We start from the raw sequence: 17,184 nt of genomic DNA on the forward strand, positions 1-17,184 counted from the left end.
CGACGAGCTACCGAGCTGCTCCACCCCGCGTCCGAATTGTCACCCTCAAGCCGAGCAGTAGCTTGGTGGCGTTTGTCTGCCTTCGACTGTTTACACAATCGCAAGCTGACGAAAGAGTTGGTTGCGGGGGCCGGATTTGAACCGACGACCTTCGGGTTATGAGCCCGACGAGCTACCGAGCTGCTCCACCCCGCGTCCGAATTGTCACCCTCAAGCCGAGCAGTAGCTTGGTGGCGTTTGTCTGCCTTCGACTGTTTACACAATCGCAAGCTGACGAAAGAGTTGGTTGCGGGGGCCGGATTTGAACCGACGACCTTCGGGTTATGAGCCCGACGAGCTACCGGGCTGCTCCACCCCGCGTCTGAGGTCGCCAATAATAGGCGCCAGCGCACAGATTGCAAGTAAATATCTCAAAAAAAGTTTATTCGTAGATTAATCGGACAAATAGTGCGGTCATTAGCAGCATCATGCTGTTTTTTCAGGCAATCGAGTCCTTGCCAGGCATCCGGCACTACACTCAATAAGGTGAACACTCCTCATTTTGGGTAGGTAGAATATGCGCATCTCCGCCGGTCACTGCCGTCAGTTGGGGGCCACACCCGACAGTCACGGCGTCAACTTCGCGATCTGGGCACGCCTCGCCAGCCGGGTCGAACTGCTGCTCTTCGCAAGCGCAGACGATGCGACCCCCGAGGTGATCCCCCTCTCCCCGCGCCTAAACCGCACCGCCTACTACTGGCATATCCATGTGGAGGGGATCTCGGTCGGGCAGCGTTACGCCTATCGCATTCAGGGCCCATGGCGCCCATATGGCGGCACCCGCTTCGATGCCGAGAAGGTGTTGCTCGACCCTTACGGCCGCAGCATCGAGCTTGGCGCCAATTACGATCGATGGGCGGCGGCCCGTCCAGGCAGCAATCTGGCTTGTTGCGCCAAGAACAAGGTGGTCGATACTCGCCACTACGACTGGGAAGGAGACAAACTGCCCGCTCACTCCCTCTCCCGCTCAGTGATCTACGAGCTGCATCTGGGGGGCTTTACCAAGTCCCCGAGCTCCGGGGTCGATCCGGCGCTACGTGGCACCTATCTCGGACTGATTGAAAAGATCCCCTATCTGCAATCTCTCGGCGTCACCGCCGTCGAGCTGCTGCCGGTGTTCCAGTTCGATCCTCAGGATGCGCCCAAAGGACTCTCCAACTACTGGGGTTACAGCCCCATGTCCTTTTTCGCCCCCCACGCCCAATACGCCTGCGGCGATGATCCGATGACCGAATTTCGCGACATGGTCAAGGCGCTGCACAAGGCCAATATCGAGGTGATCCTGGACGTGGTTTACAACCACACCGCCGAGGGGGGTGATGATGGCCCCACCTTCTCGTTTCGCGGCATCGACAACGAGGCCTACTACATCCTCGACAACAACCAGAAGGACACCAACTATTCGGGCTGCGGCAACACCTTCAACGGCGCCCATCCGGTGGTGCTGCGGATGATCATGGACAGCCTCCACTTCTGGCGTCAGGAGATGCACGTCGATGGCTTTCGGTTTGATCTGGCTGCCATTCTGTCGCGGGATGAATCGGGTCAGCCGCAGGCCAATGCCCCCACTCTACGCACCATAGATACCGACCCCAACATCGCCGACATCAAGCTGATTGCCGAAGCCTGGGACGCGGGGGGACTCTATCAGGTGGGGTCACTGGCCGGCGCCCGCTGGCGTGAGTGGAACGGCCAGTTCCGGGATGATGTGCGCCGCTTCCTGCGCGGGGATGACAACAGCGTCACCGCCTTTGTCGAGCGGCTCTGCGGCAGTCCCGACATCTACCACTATCACCACGCCGATCCCGAGAAGAGTATCAACTTCGTCACCTGTCACGACGGTTTTACCCTGTGGGACTGGGCCAGTTACAACAGCAAGCACAACGAGGCCAACGGGGAGGAGAACCGTGACGGCTGCGATCACAACTTCAGCTGGAACCACGGCCATGAAGGGGTAACGGAAGATCCCCAGATCAACGCCCTGCGGATGCGCCAGGCCAAAAACATGATGGTGGCGACCCTGCTCTCGGTGGGCTCCCCCATGCTGCTGATGGGGGATGAGCTGCTGCGCACCCAGCGGGGTAACAACAACGGCTACTGTCAGGACAATGCCACCTGCTGGATGAACTGGCTGCCCAATGCCCGCAGTCAGGAGATGTTCCGCTTTATGAAGGAGCTGATCCAATACCGCAAACACCTGTTCCAGCGCCCGGAGCAGGAGAGCATGCCGCTGTCGCTCACCGAGATCCTGCGCCACAGCGAGATCTGCTGGCACGGGGTCAACGCCGGGCAACCGGATTTCAGCCCCCACTCCCACGCCATCGCCATGTCGGCGCTGTCGAGCGAAACCAAGCTGGCGCTCTATGTGCTGTTCAACGCCTACTGGGAGCCCCTCACCTTCAACCTGCCGAGCCCGCCAAAGGGGGTCGGCGGCTACTGGCGGCGGATCCTCGATACCGCCCTCCCCTCGCCGCAAGATATCTGCACCTTCGGCATGCCGCTGGAGGGATTGACCCGCGAATATCTGGCCCAGCCGCGCAGCAGTTGCCTCTTTATCTGCGGGGCCGACGATTTCTATTGATCGATTGCTGTGAATTGATAGCAGCGATACCTGCAAGCCAGATATGGAAAAGCCCCGAGTGTTGGCTCGGGGCTTTCTCTTTTCAGCGCCAGTGTCAGATCAGCTGGTGCAACACGCTGGTAGCGGCAATCTGGGCGATCAGCAGGCCACACAGGGAGGTGGAGACCACCACAGGCGCGGTATCACGCTGTAAGTAGAGCGGGCTGAACCAGAGCAGCAGAGAGGCCACCAGCAACGCTGCCTGGGTCACCACCGCCGGGATCAGGGCATCGAGATTGGCCTCACTCCCTTGCCAGCCCACCAGCACTGCCAGCCAGACAAGGCTGGCCATCGCCCCCACCAGACCGGCCAGTGGCAACAGGGTGTTGAATGCCTTGAGACGATGACGGGCCCGCAGCAGCATCAGGTGGGCAAAGGCCGCCCCCAGCATCGCCATCTGCAGTAGACCGCTCACCCAGCCCTGCAGTTGCAGCAGCCCGATGCCATAGAGAGCGAGCGGCAACGCCGGTAGCCAGAGCAGTGTCGAGGGGACTGAACGCTTGCCCTCCAGCCGTGACTGGGCCAACGACAAGCCAACCCCGAGCACCAGTGCGGCCCCACCACTCCAGATGAGCCAGCTGGCCGCCTTGGCCTCGACCGCAAGCATCAGGGAGAGGGCGGTAATGACCCAGATGGAGAAGAGCTGCTGACTGATGCGCGAGCGTTGGCCAGGGCAGATATCACCGCGCCACAGCACGATACCGAGGGCGATCAGGGCGCCAAGCGCCATCAATCCGGTGAGGGGAAAGAGCCAAAAAGGGAGTTGGACGAACACGATGCCTCCAGCAGTAAAGATTCGAGGTGCGCCACCGGGGCGCCAGAGAGGGGCGAGTATACCCAAACCGGCGGCTATCCCCAATCGCGACAAACAATCGTGGGCAAACAATCCGGGGCAATTTGCTGCCAGCAGAGCCCACCTTGAGGGGCGCCCTGCAGGCAGCCATATCCATAGTGACGGGATGCAGCGCTGGCTTTAGCCCTGACCGCGGGCCAGCGCCACCACCCGGGCAAACATCTGGCGGATCACCGGCGGAATATGTTCGGCGCCGAGCCGCTCTGCCTCTTCCACCACCGCCAGCGCCATTCCCGGCTTGCTGCGGTGATGGATAGCCTTGTTGATGATGTGACTGGCACTCCACATGGCGCGCCCGCCCACCCCGGCCTCGCGGCGAAACACAGCTTCAAAACCGTTGTGATAGAGGTAGTGCTCAATGTCTGCGGCAGGGAGCTGGGTCAGTCGGTCCCGTTCCCGCTCTCCCTTGAGCTGGCCCCGGGCCGAGGTGGCATACTTGAGCCCCGCCTCGTCGCCATCGGTCAGCAGGTGCCACTCGATGCCAAAATCTCGCGCCACCTTGATGAGCGGCGACTGGCCGCACTGGGCAAACTCGATGATCCGCACCCCTTCGGCCCGCAGACTGTAACCGCAGATCTGGGCCAGCTCGGAGAGCAGCCAGATCTCGGTCTCCCCCTCCACCAGCAGCCAGCAACGGGCAAACAGCGACATGGGGCGGTTGATCCGCACGTGGAAGGCGATCTTGCGCAGATCGTCGCTGCTGTAACGCTCGCCCCCCAGCTGGTGACAGAGGATATCCTGCTGACGGCGCACCAGCCGCCGCACCTGATTGAGCGGCAGGGAAGAGAGCAAGTCCCCCGAGTTGGTGGTGAGCAGCTTCTGGCCCGGCAGTTGTTCCAGCAGCCCCCACGCCAGCGCCAGCATGGTCGGGTGCAGCCGACTCTCCGGGTCCTCCAGGATCATGATGGGACGGGCCCCTTCCTCCAGCTCCCGGTTGCCCCGCGCTTGCAGCAGGGTAGCCGCCATCCCCGCCATCGCCAGCTGCAGCGCGCGGTTATCGGCGCGGCGCAGCAGGGTATGCAGGTTGCCCGGATTGCGCAATGTCATGGGGCGATTGATGATGTCGCGCTGACTGCGTGGCTTGTTCTTGATGGGGGCCAGGGCGTTGAAGTAGTGATCCATCAGCTGGCGCACCGCCTGCAACGCCTCTTTGAGCTCCGGCTCGCCGATCCGCTGGGGTTCGTCGATCAGCTTGTCCGCCAGCTCGCTCAGGCGATGCTCGGAGAGATCACCCCACTGCAATGTCTCCACCCCGTTGCGAGCGGTACGAGCGTCCCGCAGCCGGAACACCGGGTTCATGGTGATGAGCAGGCAGACCAGCTCGTGGGTATTGGCGATGGGCAAGCTCTTGCCTACCCCGTCGAGAAAGTCGTGAATGGTGAGCACAGAGCCATCCGCCTGCAGCTCGGCGCTGGCGCGATAGTGAATGCGGTGGAATTTGTCCTTGTGCAGCACCCAGGAGGGGCAAAGACGGGCCAGCCGACGGGAGTGCTGACACATCTGGGGTCTGTGCTCACTGAAGGTGAGCACCAGTTGCAGGTGGCGCGCTGGGGCCAATTCAGGATCTTCCGGTTGGTGAAAATCCTCGGCGGTGAACTGATAGGGCTCGGCATCCTGCCCCAGCAGACACCAGAGGGCGCGCAGCAGGCTCGATTTACCCCAGGTATTCTCGCCGATCAACACTGTGGTCTGATCCAGCCCGAGCGACAGGCGATTTATACCGCGAAAACCTTTGACTTCAATACGTTCCAGAAACATCCAGCCATGTCCACATCATTGTGATGGGGCAATAGTGGCAAAGTTACCGGAAAAATCCTATCGCAGGCGGGGCTTTTTCAACGTGAACTGTGAGGCACTGCAGGTTCGGGAGGGGTAACAACAGCGGTGCGATCTTGCGGGGCATTCCAGTGGCTGAACCAGAGATGACGGGTACGGATTTGACGTTTGCGATAATTCAATGGGCATTCCTTTCAATGGATAAGTGGTAGAGAGTACACCTCTTTTGCCCAAAGTCTCAGGGTTATCTGTGACGAGAAGATGACAATTGCGCCCGCCACTGCCCCGGCGTCAAACCAAACGCCTCGCGAAAACGATTGCCGAAATGGGCCTGGGAAGAGAAGCCACACTGACTGGCGATACTGGCCAGCGGCTCGGGGCCAGCCAACAGCTGCTTGGCCCGTTTGAGCCGCAGCCCAAGCAGATAGCGGTGGGGCGGGCAGCCGAGACTCTGGCCGAACATGCGGGCAAAGTGATACTCGCTCAGCCCCGCCTGCTGCGCCAGCTCTGCCAGCGTGACCGAATCGGCCAGATGGGCTTGCAGATACTCCTGCACCCGCTTAATCACCACGGGCGCCAGCCCGCCGCGCAGAGGCGGCAGACCGGGAGCCTCCTCGGTGTGGTGGCGGTAGGCGTGGAGGATCAACATCCAGGCGCCGTGGGAAAGCGCCAGCCGCTCGACCCCGTGCTGCCACTGCAGTTGCATCAACTGACGCTGCACCAGTCCGGCCGCCTGCGGATCGTCGATAAAGGTCTTGTCCACCAGTTGCAGGTGGCGCCCCTCCTTGTCACACGCCTCCTCGGCGATACGGGTGAGGTGAGCCGGGGTGAAGTAGAGATGAAAGAAGCGAAACTCTTCGCGCACCAGCCACTCGGATCTGTGGTGATCCGGCATGATGCACACCTTGCCGGTGCCGCCGTGGCCACCCGGCCCATCGAGTCGCTCGGTCTGCTCGCCTCCTTGCAGATAGACGCTCAGGGTGTGGTGGCCCGGCTTGTGATAGCGGGTCTGGTCATAGCAGTTGCGCCAACTGGCGACGCCAAGCCCGGGTTCGAGCCAGCAGGCGTCCTCCAGCCGGGCGCCGGTGCTGACCAGTGCATCAAATACCCCTGCTGTTTTCATTCGCCCCTGCCGCCTGTTACGGTTATGTGTACGGGTTATCCCGCTGCCATCCATCTTACTGACCGCGCCCGCAGATGACAGCGCAAGGCGATGAAAAACCGCAAGATGGTGCAATCCAGCCATCAGGGCTCGCCCCATAGTGGGTCATCTCTCCCTGACTCACCGGAACTGTGATGAATCTGATGCTCTATCTTGCCACCGTACTTATCTGGGGCAGCACCTGGATTGCCATCGCCTGGCAACTTGGCCCCATCCCCATCGAGGTGTCGGTGCTCTACCGATTCCTGCTGGCAGCAGTTGCGCTGTTTGCACTGCTCGCCGCCAGCGGCCGCTTTCCACGCCTCCCCTGGCACGGCCAGCGTTACGCAGCACTGCTCGGTGCCCTGCTATTTTCCACCAACTTTCTCTGCTTCTACCACGCCACCCGTTATATCCCGAGCGGCATGTCGGCAGTGATCTTCGCCAGTGCCAGCATCTTCAACGGCCTCAACCTCTGGCTGTTCGAGCGCAAGCGCCCCACCCTGCGCTGGTTGCAAGGCTCCTTGCTGGGGCTCTTTGGCACCCTGCTGCTGTTCTGGCCGGTGCTGGCGGATGCGCAACTGGGTGCAAACGGCTGGAAGGGGTTGCTGCTCGCCTGCGGCGGCACCCTCTGCTTTTCGCTGGGCAATCTGGTCTCAGCCCAGGGCCAGCGCCATGGCTACCACGTACTGCAACTAGTGCCCTGGGGCATGGTTTACGGCGTGGTGCTGCTGCTGGGCTGGGTCACATTGCTCGGGCAGCAACTGGTGGTGCCGACCGATGGCCACTATCTGGCGGCCATGGTCTACCTCGCCCTTTTTGGCTCGGTGATCGCTTTTACCGCCTACCTGACGCTGGTGGGGCGCATCGGTGCCAGCAAGGCCTCCTACGCCACCGTGCTCTTTCCGTTGGTGGCGCTTACCCTCTCCACCTTCTATGAAGGCTTTGTCTGGCAGCCGGTATCGGTGGCCGGAGTGGTGATCAGCCTGATCGGCAATCTGGTGATCTTCGCGCCGCCCTTGAGCGAATGGCGCATTCGACCGGCCAAGGCAGCAAACGACCCTTGCTCCTGAACCAGTCAGCCCCTAAGGTAGCGCTCAATCTGTGACGATCCTGATGGCGATAAACAAGGGGGCGAGATGTTACTGGAAGGGCTGGAGACGCTGAGCCTGCTGGCAAGTGAAGGAACCATGGCCAAGGTGGCCAGTCGCCTCTATATCAGCCAGTCGGCGGTGAGCAAGCGGATTGCCCAGCTGGAGCAGCGCCTTGGCAAGAAGCTGATCGAGCCGGAGGGGCGCCAGATCCGCCTCACCCCGCAGGCCAAGGAGCTGCTGGAACGAGTGGCCCCGAGCTTGGCCGAAATGAAAGGGGTGCTGGCCGATAGTCAGGATCTGGCGGATCAGAGCCCCCTCCCCATCGCCTGCTCCGAAACCCTGCTGGCCGGTTATCTCTCCCACTTCATGCGCGACTATATGGAGCGCGATCCCCACCTTGCCCTCTCTACCCACCACACTCCGGTCATTCTGGCGCGGGTGCGCAGCGGTGATGCCCTGCTCGGCATCTGCGCCGGTCGGCTCCCACCCGGCCATGGCCTCGGCACCAATCTGCTGCTTGAGGAGCCCTTCTATCTGGTGGGCGAGGCGCAGCCGAGCCTGCCACCAGCCAACACACAAAGTAGGCGCAAGATCCTCACCATGGATCTGGAGAACCCCTCCAACCGCTACCTGCGCGAACCGCTGGCAGATATGGGATTGGAGCCCGCCATGGAGCTCGACTCCTATCTTGCGCTCATCGAACTGGCCAAGGCAGGTATTGGCCCTGTGCTGCTCCCCGCTGGCCTGCTGGGGCTGGTGGGAGAACAGGGGGAGATGGCCCGCCCACTGCCCGGGCTGGGCCGCCCCCTCCATCTGGTCTACCGGCCAAACAGCCTAAAGCGCGAGCGGATTGCCCGGCTGGTGAGCGCCCTGCACCAACACTTTCGCCACTGCAGCGACACACCGCGCTAGCGCTGTAAAACACCAGATATGACAACGGGGCCCGATGGCCCCGTTAACAATTGTGATGCGGCAAGCAAGGCGCACATCAGATCCAGGCAAACAGCTCCGGATACTGGCTCCACACCAGCTTGGCGGACATCAGCAAGGAGACGGTCACCAGCAGCGGCTTGATCAGCTTCACCCCTTTTTTCAGCACCATTTTGGAGCCAAAACGGGCGCCGATGAACTGCCCCAGCGCCATGCAGAAGCCGACACTCCACACCACCTTGCCACCGAGCGCAAAGAACAGCAGGGAGGCGATATTCGAGGTGAAGTTGAGCAGCTTGGTATGAGCGGTGGCGCGCGCCATGCCAAAACCCGCCAGCGCCACGAAACCGATGGCGAAAAACGAACCTGTGCCCGGCCCGAAGAAGCCGTCATAAAAGCCGACACCGCCCCCCACCAGCAGCGCAAACAGCATGGGAGTCAGACGGCGGGAGCTTTCGGCATCGCTTACCCGCGGCGAGAAGTAGAAGTAGCAGGCAAAAGCCATCAGCAGGAAAGGGAGCAGGCGCTCGAGAATGGCGGCGTCTATGGTCTGCACCGCCAGCGTGCCGATAGCCGCACCGATAAAAGTGCAGATCACCGCAGGCCAGATCATGGCCCACTCCAGCAGCCCCTTACGGGCATAGAACCAGGTGGCGGAGAAGGAGCCAAAACTGCTCTGCAGCTTGTTGGTACCGAGCACCAGCGCAGGGGGCATGCCGGTGGCCAGCAGAGCAGGCACCGTCAGCAGACCGCCGCCACCGGCGATGGCATCGATAAAACCGGCGACAAGCGCCACACCGAACAGGGCAAACAGGGTAACCAGTTCCAATTCCATCCATAGACCTCACGAGAGTGGGTTGCCCGAAGGGTCGAGCAACCGGAGATAACCAAAACGACGTTGTGCGGGGGGCACAGGCTGTCCGCTATCCTAGCGAGCCACTGACCATGAATCTAACGAAACAGTGGCAGCCAATTGATTCCTGATTTTCATTAATTTGAGCTGTCAGGCCCCTGCCTCCTCAGAAGAGGGTCCCGTTAGCAAGCCGTTGAAGCGACGTTCGCTTCCTTGATGGCTGCCAGCGCCTCACAGAGATGATCCTCATCGGCACCGGGGAAACGGCTGACCCGACCGGCCATGTAGCGGCTGCTAAACAAGTTGAACCAGTGCTGCAATGCCTGCCCCGCCTTGAGCTCTCCCGCCACTTCCAGCACGCAGGCCGCCACTTCGGCGGTGCAGAGGTGCTCCTCGCTGTTGGCGACCCGCATGCCGTAGGTGGAGAGCGCGTCGGGTTTGATGGCGAGCACCGGAAAACCGTCCAGGTAGGGGCTCTTGTTGAACATCTTGCGCGCCTCCGGCCAGGTGCCATCGAGCAGGATAAAGAGCGGCTTCTTGCCCGGAGCCAGCGTCACCTCGCCGGTCAGGCGGGCAGGCGCCTTCTCGCAAGCGGGAAAGACCACATAGGGCTGCCAGGCGGGATCGGCCAGCAGGGCCAGCAGCTCGGGATGGGGCTGGGTACGTGACCAGAGAAACGCCCAGGTGGTATCCGGTAACACATCGGCGATGAGGCGACCGGTGTTGGAGGGCTTCATCGGCTCGCTGTCGTACATCAGCAGGCAAAAGCCCGCCTCCGCTTTGAGCTCGGGGCGCCACTCGCAGGCACACCAATCCTCGCGCAGCTGACAGGCCGGACAGCGGGCCAAGGTACCGCCACGGGCAAGAAACGGTCGGGTAGAGATACTCTTGCGCCAGGCCCGCAGGCGGTTGACGGCGTGATCAGGAACAGGCTTCATCTAGGTTCACAACTGGAGTCAAAACAGGAACGGCAGCGGTGCCAACATGTCATGGCGCCACAGGGCGCGATAACAGGGGGCTGCCGGAAAAGCGCAAGATTGTACCGAGTTACGCGCTGGCGGAACAGCAATCCCTGCCCCTTTCGCCAGACGCAGTGCCACTCCTCTTGTCTTACGACTCCTGACAGCTGCGCAGCAGCTCCAGCAACAGGCTGCCATCGCGCAGCGCCTTGTGCACCTGCACCGAAGTGGGCTTGGTGGGATCTTCGTAGAAGTGGGTCGATTCAATCTGCAGCCGCACCAGATATTCGGCGGGCAACTGGCTGGCCAGCGACTGGTGCAGCATGGGGAACAGCAGCCGATCGGCACGGGTGATTTCCCCCCCCAGCAGCAGTTTGCCCGGATTGAGCAGGCAGATGAGATTGGAGAGTACCTTGGAGAGGCGACCCGCCGCCTGATGGAGAATATCCTGACAGAGGCTGTTGCCTGCAAGCGCCAGCTCGCACAGCTCGCGGATGGTGACGCTCTCGGGCAAGTCGTGCTCCTGCATCCGCTCGCGCAGATCCCGGTATTGCGCCTCCAGCGCCTGATTGGTCACCAGGGTGCAGGCGCAGCCAAAACCGCCGCAGTAGCAGCGCTGGCCATAGGGTTCGAGCTGCAGGTGACTGAGATCCCCAAGCAGCGCATTCTCGCTCTCGATGAGCTGACCATTGACCACCATGCCAACCCCGATGTCGTTGTGGACAAACACCAGCACCGCATCGGCGCAATTTTTGGCGGCACCCCACTCCCGCTCGGCCTGGATCCAGGTGCGCACATCACCGCTCACCAGCACAGGTACCGAGAACGCCTGTTGCAGTGTCGGGCCAAGCGGCCAGTTGCGCAGATCGTAGAAGGGGAAGTGCTTGACCATGCCGGAGTGGCGCTCTACCTGACCCGGCAGACAGAGGGCGATGCAGGCCAGACTGAGGGACTTTCTCGGCAAAAACACCTTGATGGCATGCACCAGACTGCCAAGCAGATCTGCGCGCTCCTCCTCGGTAAAGAGGTGGCGCTGGCGGGCCAGCGAGCGACCGGAGAAGTCAAACAGCGCCATATCCACGTAGCCACGGCCAAGACGCATGGAGAGAAACTGGAAGCGGCGCTCGTTGATGCGCAGCAAGGTCTGTCGACGGCCGCGCCCCACTGAACTTTCACCACAGGTGACCACCAGCCCCCCATCGAGCAGTTCCCGGGTGATCTTGGTGATACTGGCTGGCGAGAGACCGGTCAGGCGGGAGAGATCGGTGCGCGACAGCTCCTTGTGCTCTTCCAGGCTGGCATAGACCAGGCCGTAGTTGAGCTGCCGGATCAAATCGATACTACCTTTCACGATCTCATTCATAGGGTATGGGGCAAAGGCTGAAAAAAAGAGGCTGGCAATTTTCACACATTATTGGTCAATCCCCAAATAAAGTGCGGCCTGAACCGGGGGTCAGGCCGCATCTTGTGGTTGCCATCACGGACCATTGCAAGATCAATAACGGAATTGTGATACCAGTTTGCGCAATTTGTCGCCGGTACTGGCCAGATCGCGAGTGGTGCTGTTGGATTCCACCGCCGCGCTGGTCAGCTCGCTGACAATCTGCTGAATGGCCACCAGGTTCTTGTTGATCTCCTCGGAGACTGCGTGCTGCTCCTCGGCGGCGGTGGCGATCTGGATGTTCATGTCGTTGATGGTACTGACCGCCATCACCATGCTATCGAGGGAGCTGGCGATATGGCTCGCCTCCTGCACCGTCTCCTGGCTGCGATCCTCGCTCGCCTGCATCACCTCCACCGCCTGCTTCACCCCGCCCTGCAGACGTTGCAGCATCTCGTTGATCTCTTTGGTGCTTTGTTGGGTACGGCCGGCCAGCGAACGCACTTCGTCCGCCACCACCGCAAAGCCCCGCCCCTGCTCACCGGCGCGGGCCGCCTCGATGGCAGCGTTCAGCGCCAGCAGGTTGGTCTGCTCGGCAATGCCGCGAATGACCTCCACCACCGAGCCAATCTTGGCGGTCTCTTGCGCCAATTGTTCGATAACGCCGGAGGCAGTATGCACCTCCCCCACCAGCCGGTTGATACTGTTGATAGCCCCGCTCACCACCCCCCGGGCGGCGTCCGATTCACGAGCCGCATCGCTGGTTGCTGTCGCGGCATTGGAGGCACTGGCCGCCACCTCCTGCGCGGTGGAGCTCATCTCGGTCACCGCGGTGACCACCTGATCGGTCTCGCGACTGTGACCCTGCATCTGATGGTCATAGTGCTCGCTAAGATGGTGCAACTTGTCGACCGCGCTAAAGAGGTGGTTGCTGGTCTCGCCCACCTGACTCACCACCGACTGGATCCGCTCGACAAAGCGGTTGAAGGCGCTGGCCAGCTGGCCAATCTCGTCCTGACTCTGCACCTTGAGGCGCTGAGTCAGATCCCCGTCACCGTTGGCAATATCGTTCAATGCCAGCACCGCATCCGCCAACGGCTTGGTGACCCGGTTGCCCACAATAACGGTCGCCGCCAGGGTGATACCGAGGATCAACAGGATCACCAGCACACTGCTCTGCAACGAGGCATGCATGTTGCTCTCGCGCTCTGCCCGCAGGGCTGCCAGCTCGTTGTCGATATCATCGATATAAAAACCGGTGCCAATGGCCCACTGGTATTTGTCCAGCACCAGAGTAAAGGCCAGTTTGGGAGCATCGCGACCGATGGAGGGCTTGGCCGTCCAGTATTCGGTAAAACCATCCCCCTGACGGGCAGATTTAAGGATCTCCTGGATCAGCAATTTGCCCTTGGCATCCTTGTCGTTCCAGCGGTTTTTCCCCTCCAGCTCGGTACGCACCGGCAGCAGTATGGTGTTGCCCTCGAAGTCATAGACAAAGAAGTAGCCGTCACTGCTGTAACGCAGCGGCCTGAGCAACTCTTTGACCTTTTGACGATTTTCCGGTGAATCCGGCAGGGAATACACGGCATCGACGGCAGTTTTGGCCATCATGATGTAACTGCTGAGCAGCGCTTTACGCTCCTTGATGGCATTTTCCCTCGCCACCACCAGATCAGACTCCAGATCACTCTTGGAGACCATGTAGTTACTGAGATTGACCACCAGGGCCATCAACAGTACGGGGACTGCACCCAGTAACAGGATTTTCTGCTTTAGCGTCATCTTTCACATCCTTGCAGCTGTTTTTATTGGAATTCCTTGCTTACTCATCAGTATAGGTGCTGGCAGGGCGAGCCCAGCTTTCGTTACAATTCCCTTAAACAAATCGGCCAGAACGTGAAAATCATGAATCTTTGTCCTTGCGGCTCAACCCTTTCTCTCGAATTGTGCTGTGGCTCACGTCACAGTGGCGCTGTGGCTGACACCCCGGAGCAGCTGATGCGCTCGCGCTACAGCGCTTTTGTGCTCGGTCTGGGGGAGTATCTGGTCCATAGCTGGCACCCGGCCCACCTTGGCGGCCTCACCGCCGAAGAGCTCTCTCACATCGACACCCGCTGGGACGGTCTCGAGATCATCGCCAGCCAGGGCGGCCCGGAGGATGAAACCGGGATGGTGGAGTTCAAAGCCTGGTTTCTGGAAGGGGATGAGCGTCACTGCCTCCATGAGCGTTCCCGCTTCGTGCGTTATCAGGGGCGCTGGGTCTACACCGAGGGAGAGCAGGATCCGGCCCCCCGAAAACCGGCCGCAACGATCCCTGCCCCTGTGGCAGCGGCAAAAAGCACAAGAAGTGCTGCGGCTGACGCATCACACCCCCACCAGACTCGTCAAACAGTGACAAGGGGCATCCGATGCCCCTTTTTTGTGCCTGTTATTCGCCACCAGCCCACAAACCGATGCGATAACAAGCGTGACAAATGTCACATAATGCTCATTAACGCGCGAGCAAATGAGCGTTTGCGAGCGCAAATTTGGCCCATATCAAACATTTCCACTCAGAAGTAGGCCACACTGGTCTCATCTGGAAGAGATGAGACGGGCAACAATGAAAAGAATAACTACACAAGTCGTCATCATAGGCGGCGGTGCCACAGGGGCCGGCATCATGCGCGATTGCGCACTGCGCGGCATCGACTGCATCCTGCTCGAGCGCGATGATATCGCCGCCGGCACCACCGGCCGCAACCACGGCCTGCTCCACTCCGGTGCCCGCTACGCGGTGACGGATCAGGAGTCCGCCCGCGAATGCATCCAGGAAAACCGCATCCTCAAGCGGATTGCCAGCCACTGTGTCGAAGACACGGGCGGCCTCTTCCTCACCCTGCCGGAAGATGACATCAATTTCCAAACCACCTTTATGGATGCCTGCGCCCTGGCCGGTATCGAAACCCGCCTGCTCGATCCCGGTGAAGCCCTGCGCATGGAGCCCAACGCCAACCCAGCGATGATCGGCGCCATCCATGTACCGGACGGTACGGTCGACCCGTTCCGCCTCGCCGCCGCCAACGTGCTGGACGCCAAAGAGCATGGCGCCCGCATTTTCACCCACTGCAAGGTGCTGGGGCTGCTCCGCACGCAAGATCGGGTACACGGGGTCAAGGCCATCAACACCCGCACCGGCGAAGCGTTCGAGGTGGAGTGTCAGGAGGTGATCAACGCCGCCGGCATCTGGGGCCAGCAAATTTGCGAATATGCCGATCTCGGCATCCGCATGTTCCCGGCCAAGGGATCCCTGCTCATCATGGATTACCGCATCAACCAGCTGGTGCTCAACCGCGCCCGCAAACCAGCGGATGCGGACATTCTGGTGCCGGGCGATACCATCTCCCTCATCGGCACCACCTCCAGTCGCATCGATTACAACAAGATTGATCAGCTCACCGTCGAACCCGAAGAGGTAGAGGTGCTGCTGCGCGAGGGGATCAAGCTTGCCCCCATCATGGCGCGCACCCGCCTGCTGCGCGCCTACGCGGGCGTTCGCCCGCTGGTGGCGGTGGACGGTGACGACACCGGCCGCAACATCAGCCGCGGTATCGTGCTGCTCGATCACGCCGAGCGGGATGGTCTCAAGGGCTTCAACACCATCACCGGCGGCAAGCTGATGACCTACCGCCTGATGGCGGAGTGGGCCACCGATCTGCTGGCCAAGAAACTCGGCAACAGCAAGCCCTGCCAGACCGCTGAACTGAGCCTGCCCGGCTCGCGGGATCCGGAAAAGGTCTCCGCCCCCGGCCTCTCGGTGCCGGTCGAAGGCTCAGCCCAATACCGCCACGGCGAGCGGGTCATCGCCTTCTTCCGTGACAATCCCAAGGCCAACGCCCTGATCTGCGAGTGCGAAATGGTCACCGCAGGCGAAATCGAATACGCCCTGCGCGAGCTGGATGTGGACAACCTCATCGACCTGCGCCGCCGCACCCGTCTGGGGATGGGGCCCTGTCAGGGGGAGCTGTGCGCCTACCGCGCCGCCGGTCTGATGCAGGAGTATGGCAAGGCTGACGGTCGTCAGGCCTGCGTCATGCTGCGCCAGTTCCTGGAAGAGCGTTACAAGGGAACCCGCCCCGTCCTGTGGGGCGATGCCCTGCGTGAGGCCGAGTTTACCTACTGGATCTACGAAGGGCTGTTTGGCCTGGGAGAATGGACGGCGCCGCAGCTGGTTGCCGATACCCCACGCGGCCCAACCAGCGAGACCACTCACAAGGAGAGCCGTCATGAAGTTTGACAATATCGTTATCGGCGGTGGTATGGCGGGACTCTCGGCCGCCCTGCGGCTGGTAGAGGCGGGCCAGAAGACCCTGCTGATGGCATCCGGCCAGAGTGCCCTGCACTTCTCCTCCGGCTCGGTCGATCTGCTCGAAAGCGAGGGAGATCCCCGCGCCGCCCTGCCCGCCTTTATGGCTGCCCATCCGGATCACCCCTACAGCAAAGTAGGAATGCAAAATATCGAAGCGAGCCTGGCCGATCTGCAGCGCCACTGCGCCGAGCAGGGATTGCCGCTGGTTCGCCACGACACCAATCACCAGCGCCTGACTCCCATCGGTACCCTCAAGCGCACCTGGCTCTCCCCCGATACCTGCGCCTGTGTCACCGATGCGCCGATCCCGGACGTGCTGCTGCTGGCCACCCTCGAGGGCTTTCGTGACTTTCATCCGGCACTGGCGGCGGCCAATCTGGCGACCCATCCGCGCTTTGCCCACTGCCGCATTCTGACCGGCGAAATCCGCCTGCCCCAGCTGGCCGAATTCAGCCGCAACCCCCACGAGTTTCGCTCAGCCGATATCGCGCGTCTGTGTGACAAGCACCATCTGGTGGCCGATCTGGCCCGCGAGATCAGCCGCATGGTGCAGGAGAGCGGCGTGCCCGACTGCCGCCATATCGTGCTGCCCGCCTGTCTTTCGCTGGGGCTGGTTGGCCCGCGTCTGGCGGAGCTGGAGCAACGTACCGGCTGCACAATCAAGGAGGTGGCGACCATGCCGCCATCACTGATCGGGATGCGGATGCAGGAGGCGCTCAAGCGCCGCTTCATGGCCCTTGGTGGCACCTTCCTCACCAGCGAGCGGGTGCTGGGAGCCCGTTACGAAGGTGACCGGGTGGTCGGCGTACATACCCAGAATGGCGATGATCAGCTGTTTGAGGCGGACAACTTCGTGCTTGCCTCCGGCAGCTTCTTCAGCCGCGGGCTGGAATCCCGTCTGCGTGGCATTCGCGAGCCCATCTTCGATGCCGATGTGTTGAGTCTGGAGGAGCGTGATGCCTGGGCCGGTCGCCGCCTGTTCGACCATCACCCTTTCATGGGCTTCGGGGTCAAGACCGACGACAAGCTCAGAGTGCTGCGTGGCGGCAAGCCGCTCACCAACCTCTATGGCGCGGGCAGTGTCTTGGCCCATTACGACCCAATTAGTGAAGGTTCCGGCTCCGGCGTTGCCGTTGCCACCGGCTGGCAGGCTGCCGGCCATATTCTGGGCGCGGCCCAATGATTACTAC

The 17,184-nt window shown here is 61.5% G+C and carries 13 protein-coding genes, 2 tRNA genes and 1 pseudogene; 7 read left to right on the forward strand and 9 right to left on the reverse strand.

What is annotated here, in order from left to right; all coding sequences use genetic code 11:
- Positions 1-118 precede the first annotated feature (118 nt).
- Both OKC31_RS12255 and OKC31_RS12260 read right to left on the reverse strand, forming a co-directional pair.
- Positions 119-195, reverse strand: a tRNA-Met gene (locus tag OKC31_RS12255).
- Between the two features lie 88 nt (positions 196-283).
- A tRNA-Met gene (locus OKC31_RS12260) sits at positions 284-360 on the reverse strand.
- Positions 361-556: 196 nt separating this feature from the next.
- Here OKC31_RS12260 and glgX point away from each other — a divergent pair.
- Complete coding sequence (glgX, locus tag OKC31_RS12265) at positions 557-2,620, forward strand: glycogen debranching protein GlgX (RefSeq protein ID WP_247822704.1); 2,064 nt, start codon at positions 557-559, stop codon at positions 2,618-2,620.
- A 94-nt stretch (positions 2,621-2,714) separates the two neighbouring features.
- On the opposite strand, the gene OKC31_RS12270 is transcribed toward glgX, so the two are convergent.
- From OKC31_RS12270 to OKC31_RS12280, 3 genes are all read right to left on the reverse strand, one after another.
- Positions 2,715-3,434 (reverse strand): hypothetical protein, encoded by a 720-nt coding sequence (locus OKC31_RS12270; RefSeq protein WP_005361023.1) that lies wholly within the window; start codon positions 3,432-3,434, stop codon positions 2,715-2,717.
- A 198-nt stretch (positions 3,435-3,632) separates the two neighbouring features.
- On the reverse strand, positions 3,633-5,270 hold the full coding sequence (locus OKC31_RS12275; RefSeq protein ID WP_069555949.1) for an ATP-dependent endonuclease: 1,638 nt from the start codon (positions 5,268-5,270) through the stop codon (positions 3,633-3,635).
- A 262-nt stretch (positions 5,271-5,532) separates the two neighbouring features.
- Positions 5,533-6,411: a helix-turn-helix domain-containing protein gene (locus tag OKC31_RS12280; RefSeq protein ID WP_139429826.1), complete on the reverse strand. Its 879-nt coding sequence runs from the start codon at positions 6,409-6,411 to the stop codon at positions 5,533-5,535.
- A 173-nt stretch (positions 6,412-6,584) separates the two neighbouring features.
- Here OKC31_RS12280 and OKC31_RS12285 point away from each other — a divergent pair, with 173 nt between their 5' ends.
- Positions 6,585-7,502 carry a DMT family transporter gene (locus OKC31_RS12285; RefSeq protein WP_270657031.1) on the forward strand — a complete coding sequence of 306 codons (918 nt, stop codon included), beginning with the start codon at positions 6,585-6,587 and terminating at the stop codon, positions 7,500-7,502.
- A gap of 66 nt (positions 7,503-7,568) precedes the next feature.
- Positions 7,569-8,435 carry a LysR family transcriptional regulator gene (locus OKC31_RS12290; protein WP_270657032.1) on the forward strand — a complete coding sequence of 289 codons (867 nt, stop codon included), beginning with the start codon at positions 7,569-7,571 and terminating at the stop codon, positions 8,433-8,435.
- A gap of 76 nt (positions 8,436-8,511) precedes the next feature.
- Here OKC31_RS12290 and OKC31_RS12295 read toward each other — a convergent pair whose 3' ends face one another.
- From OKC31_RS12295 to OKC31_RS12310, 4 genes are all read right to left on the reverse strand, one after another.
- Positions 8,512-9,288 carry a TSUP family transporter gene (locus OKC31_RS12295; protein ID WP_005333472.1) on the reverse strand — a complete coding sequence of 259 codons (777 nt, stop codon included), beginning with the start codon at positions 9,286-9,288 and terminating at the stop codon, positions 8,512-8,514.
- Between the two features lie 200 nt (positions 9,289-9,488).
- Complete coding sequence (locus OKC31_RS12300; RefSeq protein WP_179903793.1) at positions 9,489-10,244, reverse strand: tRNA-uridine aminocarboxypropyltransferase; 756 nt, start codon at positions 10,242-10,244, stop codon at positions 9,489-9,491.
- A gap of 172 nt (positions 10,245-10,416) precedes the next feature.
- On the reverse strand, positions 10,417-11,628 hold the full coding sequence (locus tag OKC31_RS12305; protein WP_005333476.1) for an ROK family transcriptional regulator: 1,212 nt from the start codon (positions 11,626-11,628) through the stop codon (positions 10,417-10,419).
- A gap of 132 nt (positions 11,629-11,760) precedes the next feature.
- Positions 11,761-13,428 (reverse strand): methyl-accepting chemotaxis protein, encoded by a 1,668-nt coding sequence (locus OKC31_RS12310; RefSeq protein ID WP_139406894.1) that lies wholly within the window; start codon positions 13,426-13,428, stop codon positions 11,761-11,763.
- 216 nt (positions 13,429-13,644) lie between these two features.
- Between OKC31_RS12310 and OKC31_RS12315 the strand changes: the two are divergent.
- The 4 genes and pseudogenes from OKC31_RS12315 to glpB form a co-directional block, all read left to right on the forward strand.
- A pseudogene (locus OKC31_RS12315) lies at positions 13,645-13,860 on the forward strand (YchJ family protein); the annotation flags it as partial.
- Between the two features lie 41 nt (positions 13,861-13,901).
- Positions 13,902-14,006, forward strand: coding sequence for an SEC-C metal-binding domain-containing protein (locus tag OKC31_RS12320; protein ID WP_270657046.1), 105 nt, complete (start codon positions 13,902-13,904; stop codon positions 14,004-14,006).
- 242 nt (positions 14,007-14,248) lie between these two features.
- Positions 14,249-15,922: an anaerobic glycerol-3-phosphate dehydrogenase subunit A gene (gene glpA / locus OKC31_RS12325; protein ID WP_270657034.1), complete on the forward strand. Its 1,674-nt coding sequence runs from the start codon at positions 14,249-14,251 to the stop codon at positions 15,920-15,922.
- Positions 15,912-17,177: a glycerol-3-phosphate dehydrogenase subunit GlpB gene (glpB, locus tag OKC31_RS12330; protein ID WP_270657037.1), complete on the forward strand. Its 1,266-nt coding sequence runs from the start codon at positions 15,912-15,914 to the stop codon at positions 17,175-17,177. Before glpA ends, glpB begins: the two co-directional genes overlap by 11 nt.
- The last annotated feature ends 7 nt before the right edge of the window (positions 17,178-17,184 follow it).

The organism is Aeromonas sp. Y293-4 (assembly GCF_027705905.1).
GTDB classification, from domain to species: domain Bacteria; phylum Pseudomonadota; class Gammaproteobacteria; order Enterobacterales; family Aeromonadaceae; genus Aeromonas; species Aeromonas veronii.

Coding starts and splice junctions, on each gene's coding strand:
- OKC31_RS12285 (WP_270657031.1), top strand. CDS start 6,585: ATGAATCTGATGCTCTATCTTGCCACCGTACTTATCTGGGGCAGCACC.
- glpA (WP_270657034.1), top strand. CDS start 14,249: ATGAAAAGAATAACTACACAAGTCGTCATCATAGGCGGCGGTGCCACA.
- glgX (WP_247822704.1), top strand. CDS start 557: ATGCGCATCTCCGCCGGTCACTGCCGTCAGTTGGGGGCCACACCCGAC.
- OKC31_RS12305 (WP_005333476.1), bottom strand. CDS start 11,628: ATGAATGAGATCGTGAAAGGTAGTATCGATTTGATCCGGCAGCTCAAC.
- OKC31_RS12300 (WP_179903793.1), bottom strand. CDS start 10,244: ATGAAGCCTGTTCCTGATCACGCCGTCAACCGCCTGCGGGCCTGGCGC.
- OKC31_RS12295 (WP_005333472.1), bottom strand. CDS start 9,288: ATGGAATTGGAACTGGTTACCCTGTTTGCCCTGTTCGGTGTGGCGCTT.
- OKC31_RS12280 (WP_139429826.1), bottom strand. CDS start 6,411: ATGAAAACAGCAGGGGTATTTGATGCACTGGTCAGCACCGGCGCCCGG.
- OKC31_RS12290 (WP_270657032.1), top strand. CDS start 7,569: ATGTTACTGGAAGGGCTGGAGACGCTGAGCCTGCTGGCAAGTGAAGGA.
- OKC31_RS12275 (WP_069555949.1), bottom strand. CDS start 5,270: ATGTTTCTGGAACGTATTGAAGTCAAAGGTTTTCGCGGTATAAATCGC.
- glpB (WP_270657037.1), top strand. CDS start 15,912: ATGAAGTTTGACAATATCGTTATCGGCGGTGGTATGGCGGGACTCTCG.
- OKC31_RS12310 (WP_139406894.1), bottom strand. CDS start 13,428: ATGACGCTAAAGCAGAAAATCCTGTTACTGGGTGCAGTCCCCGTACTG.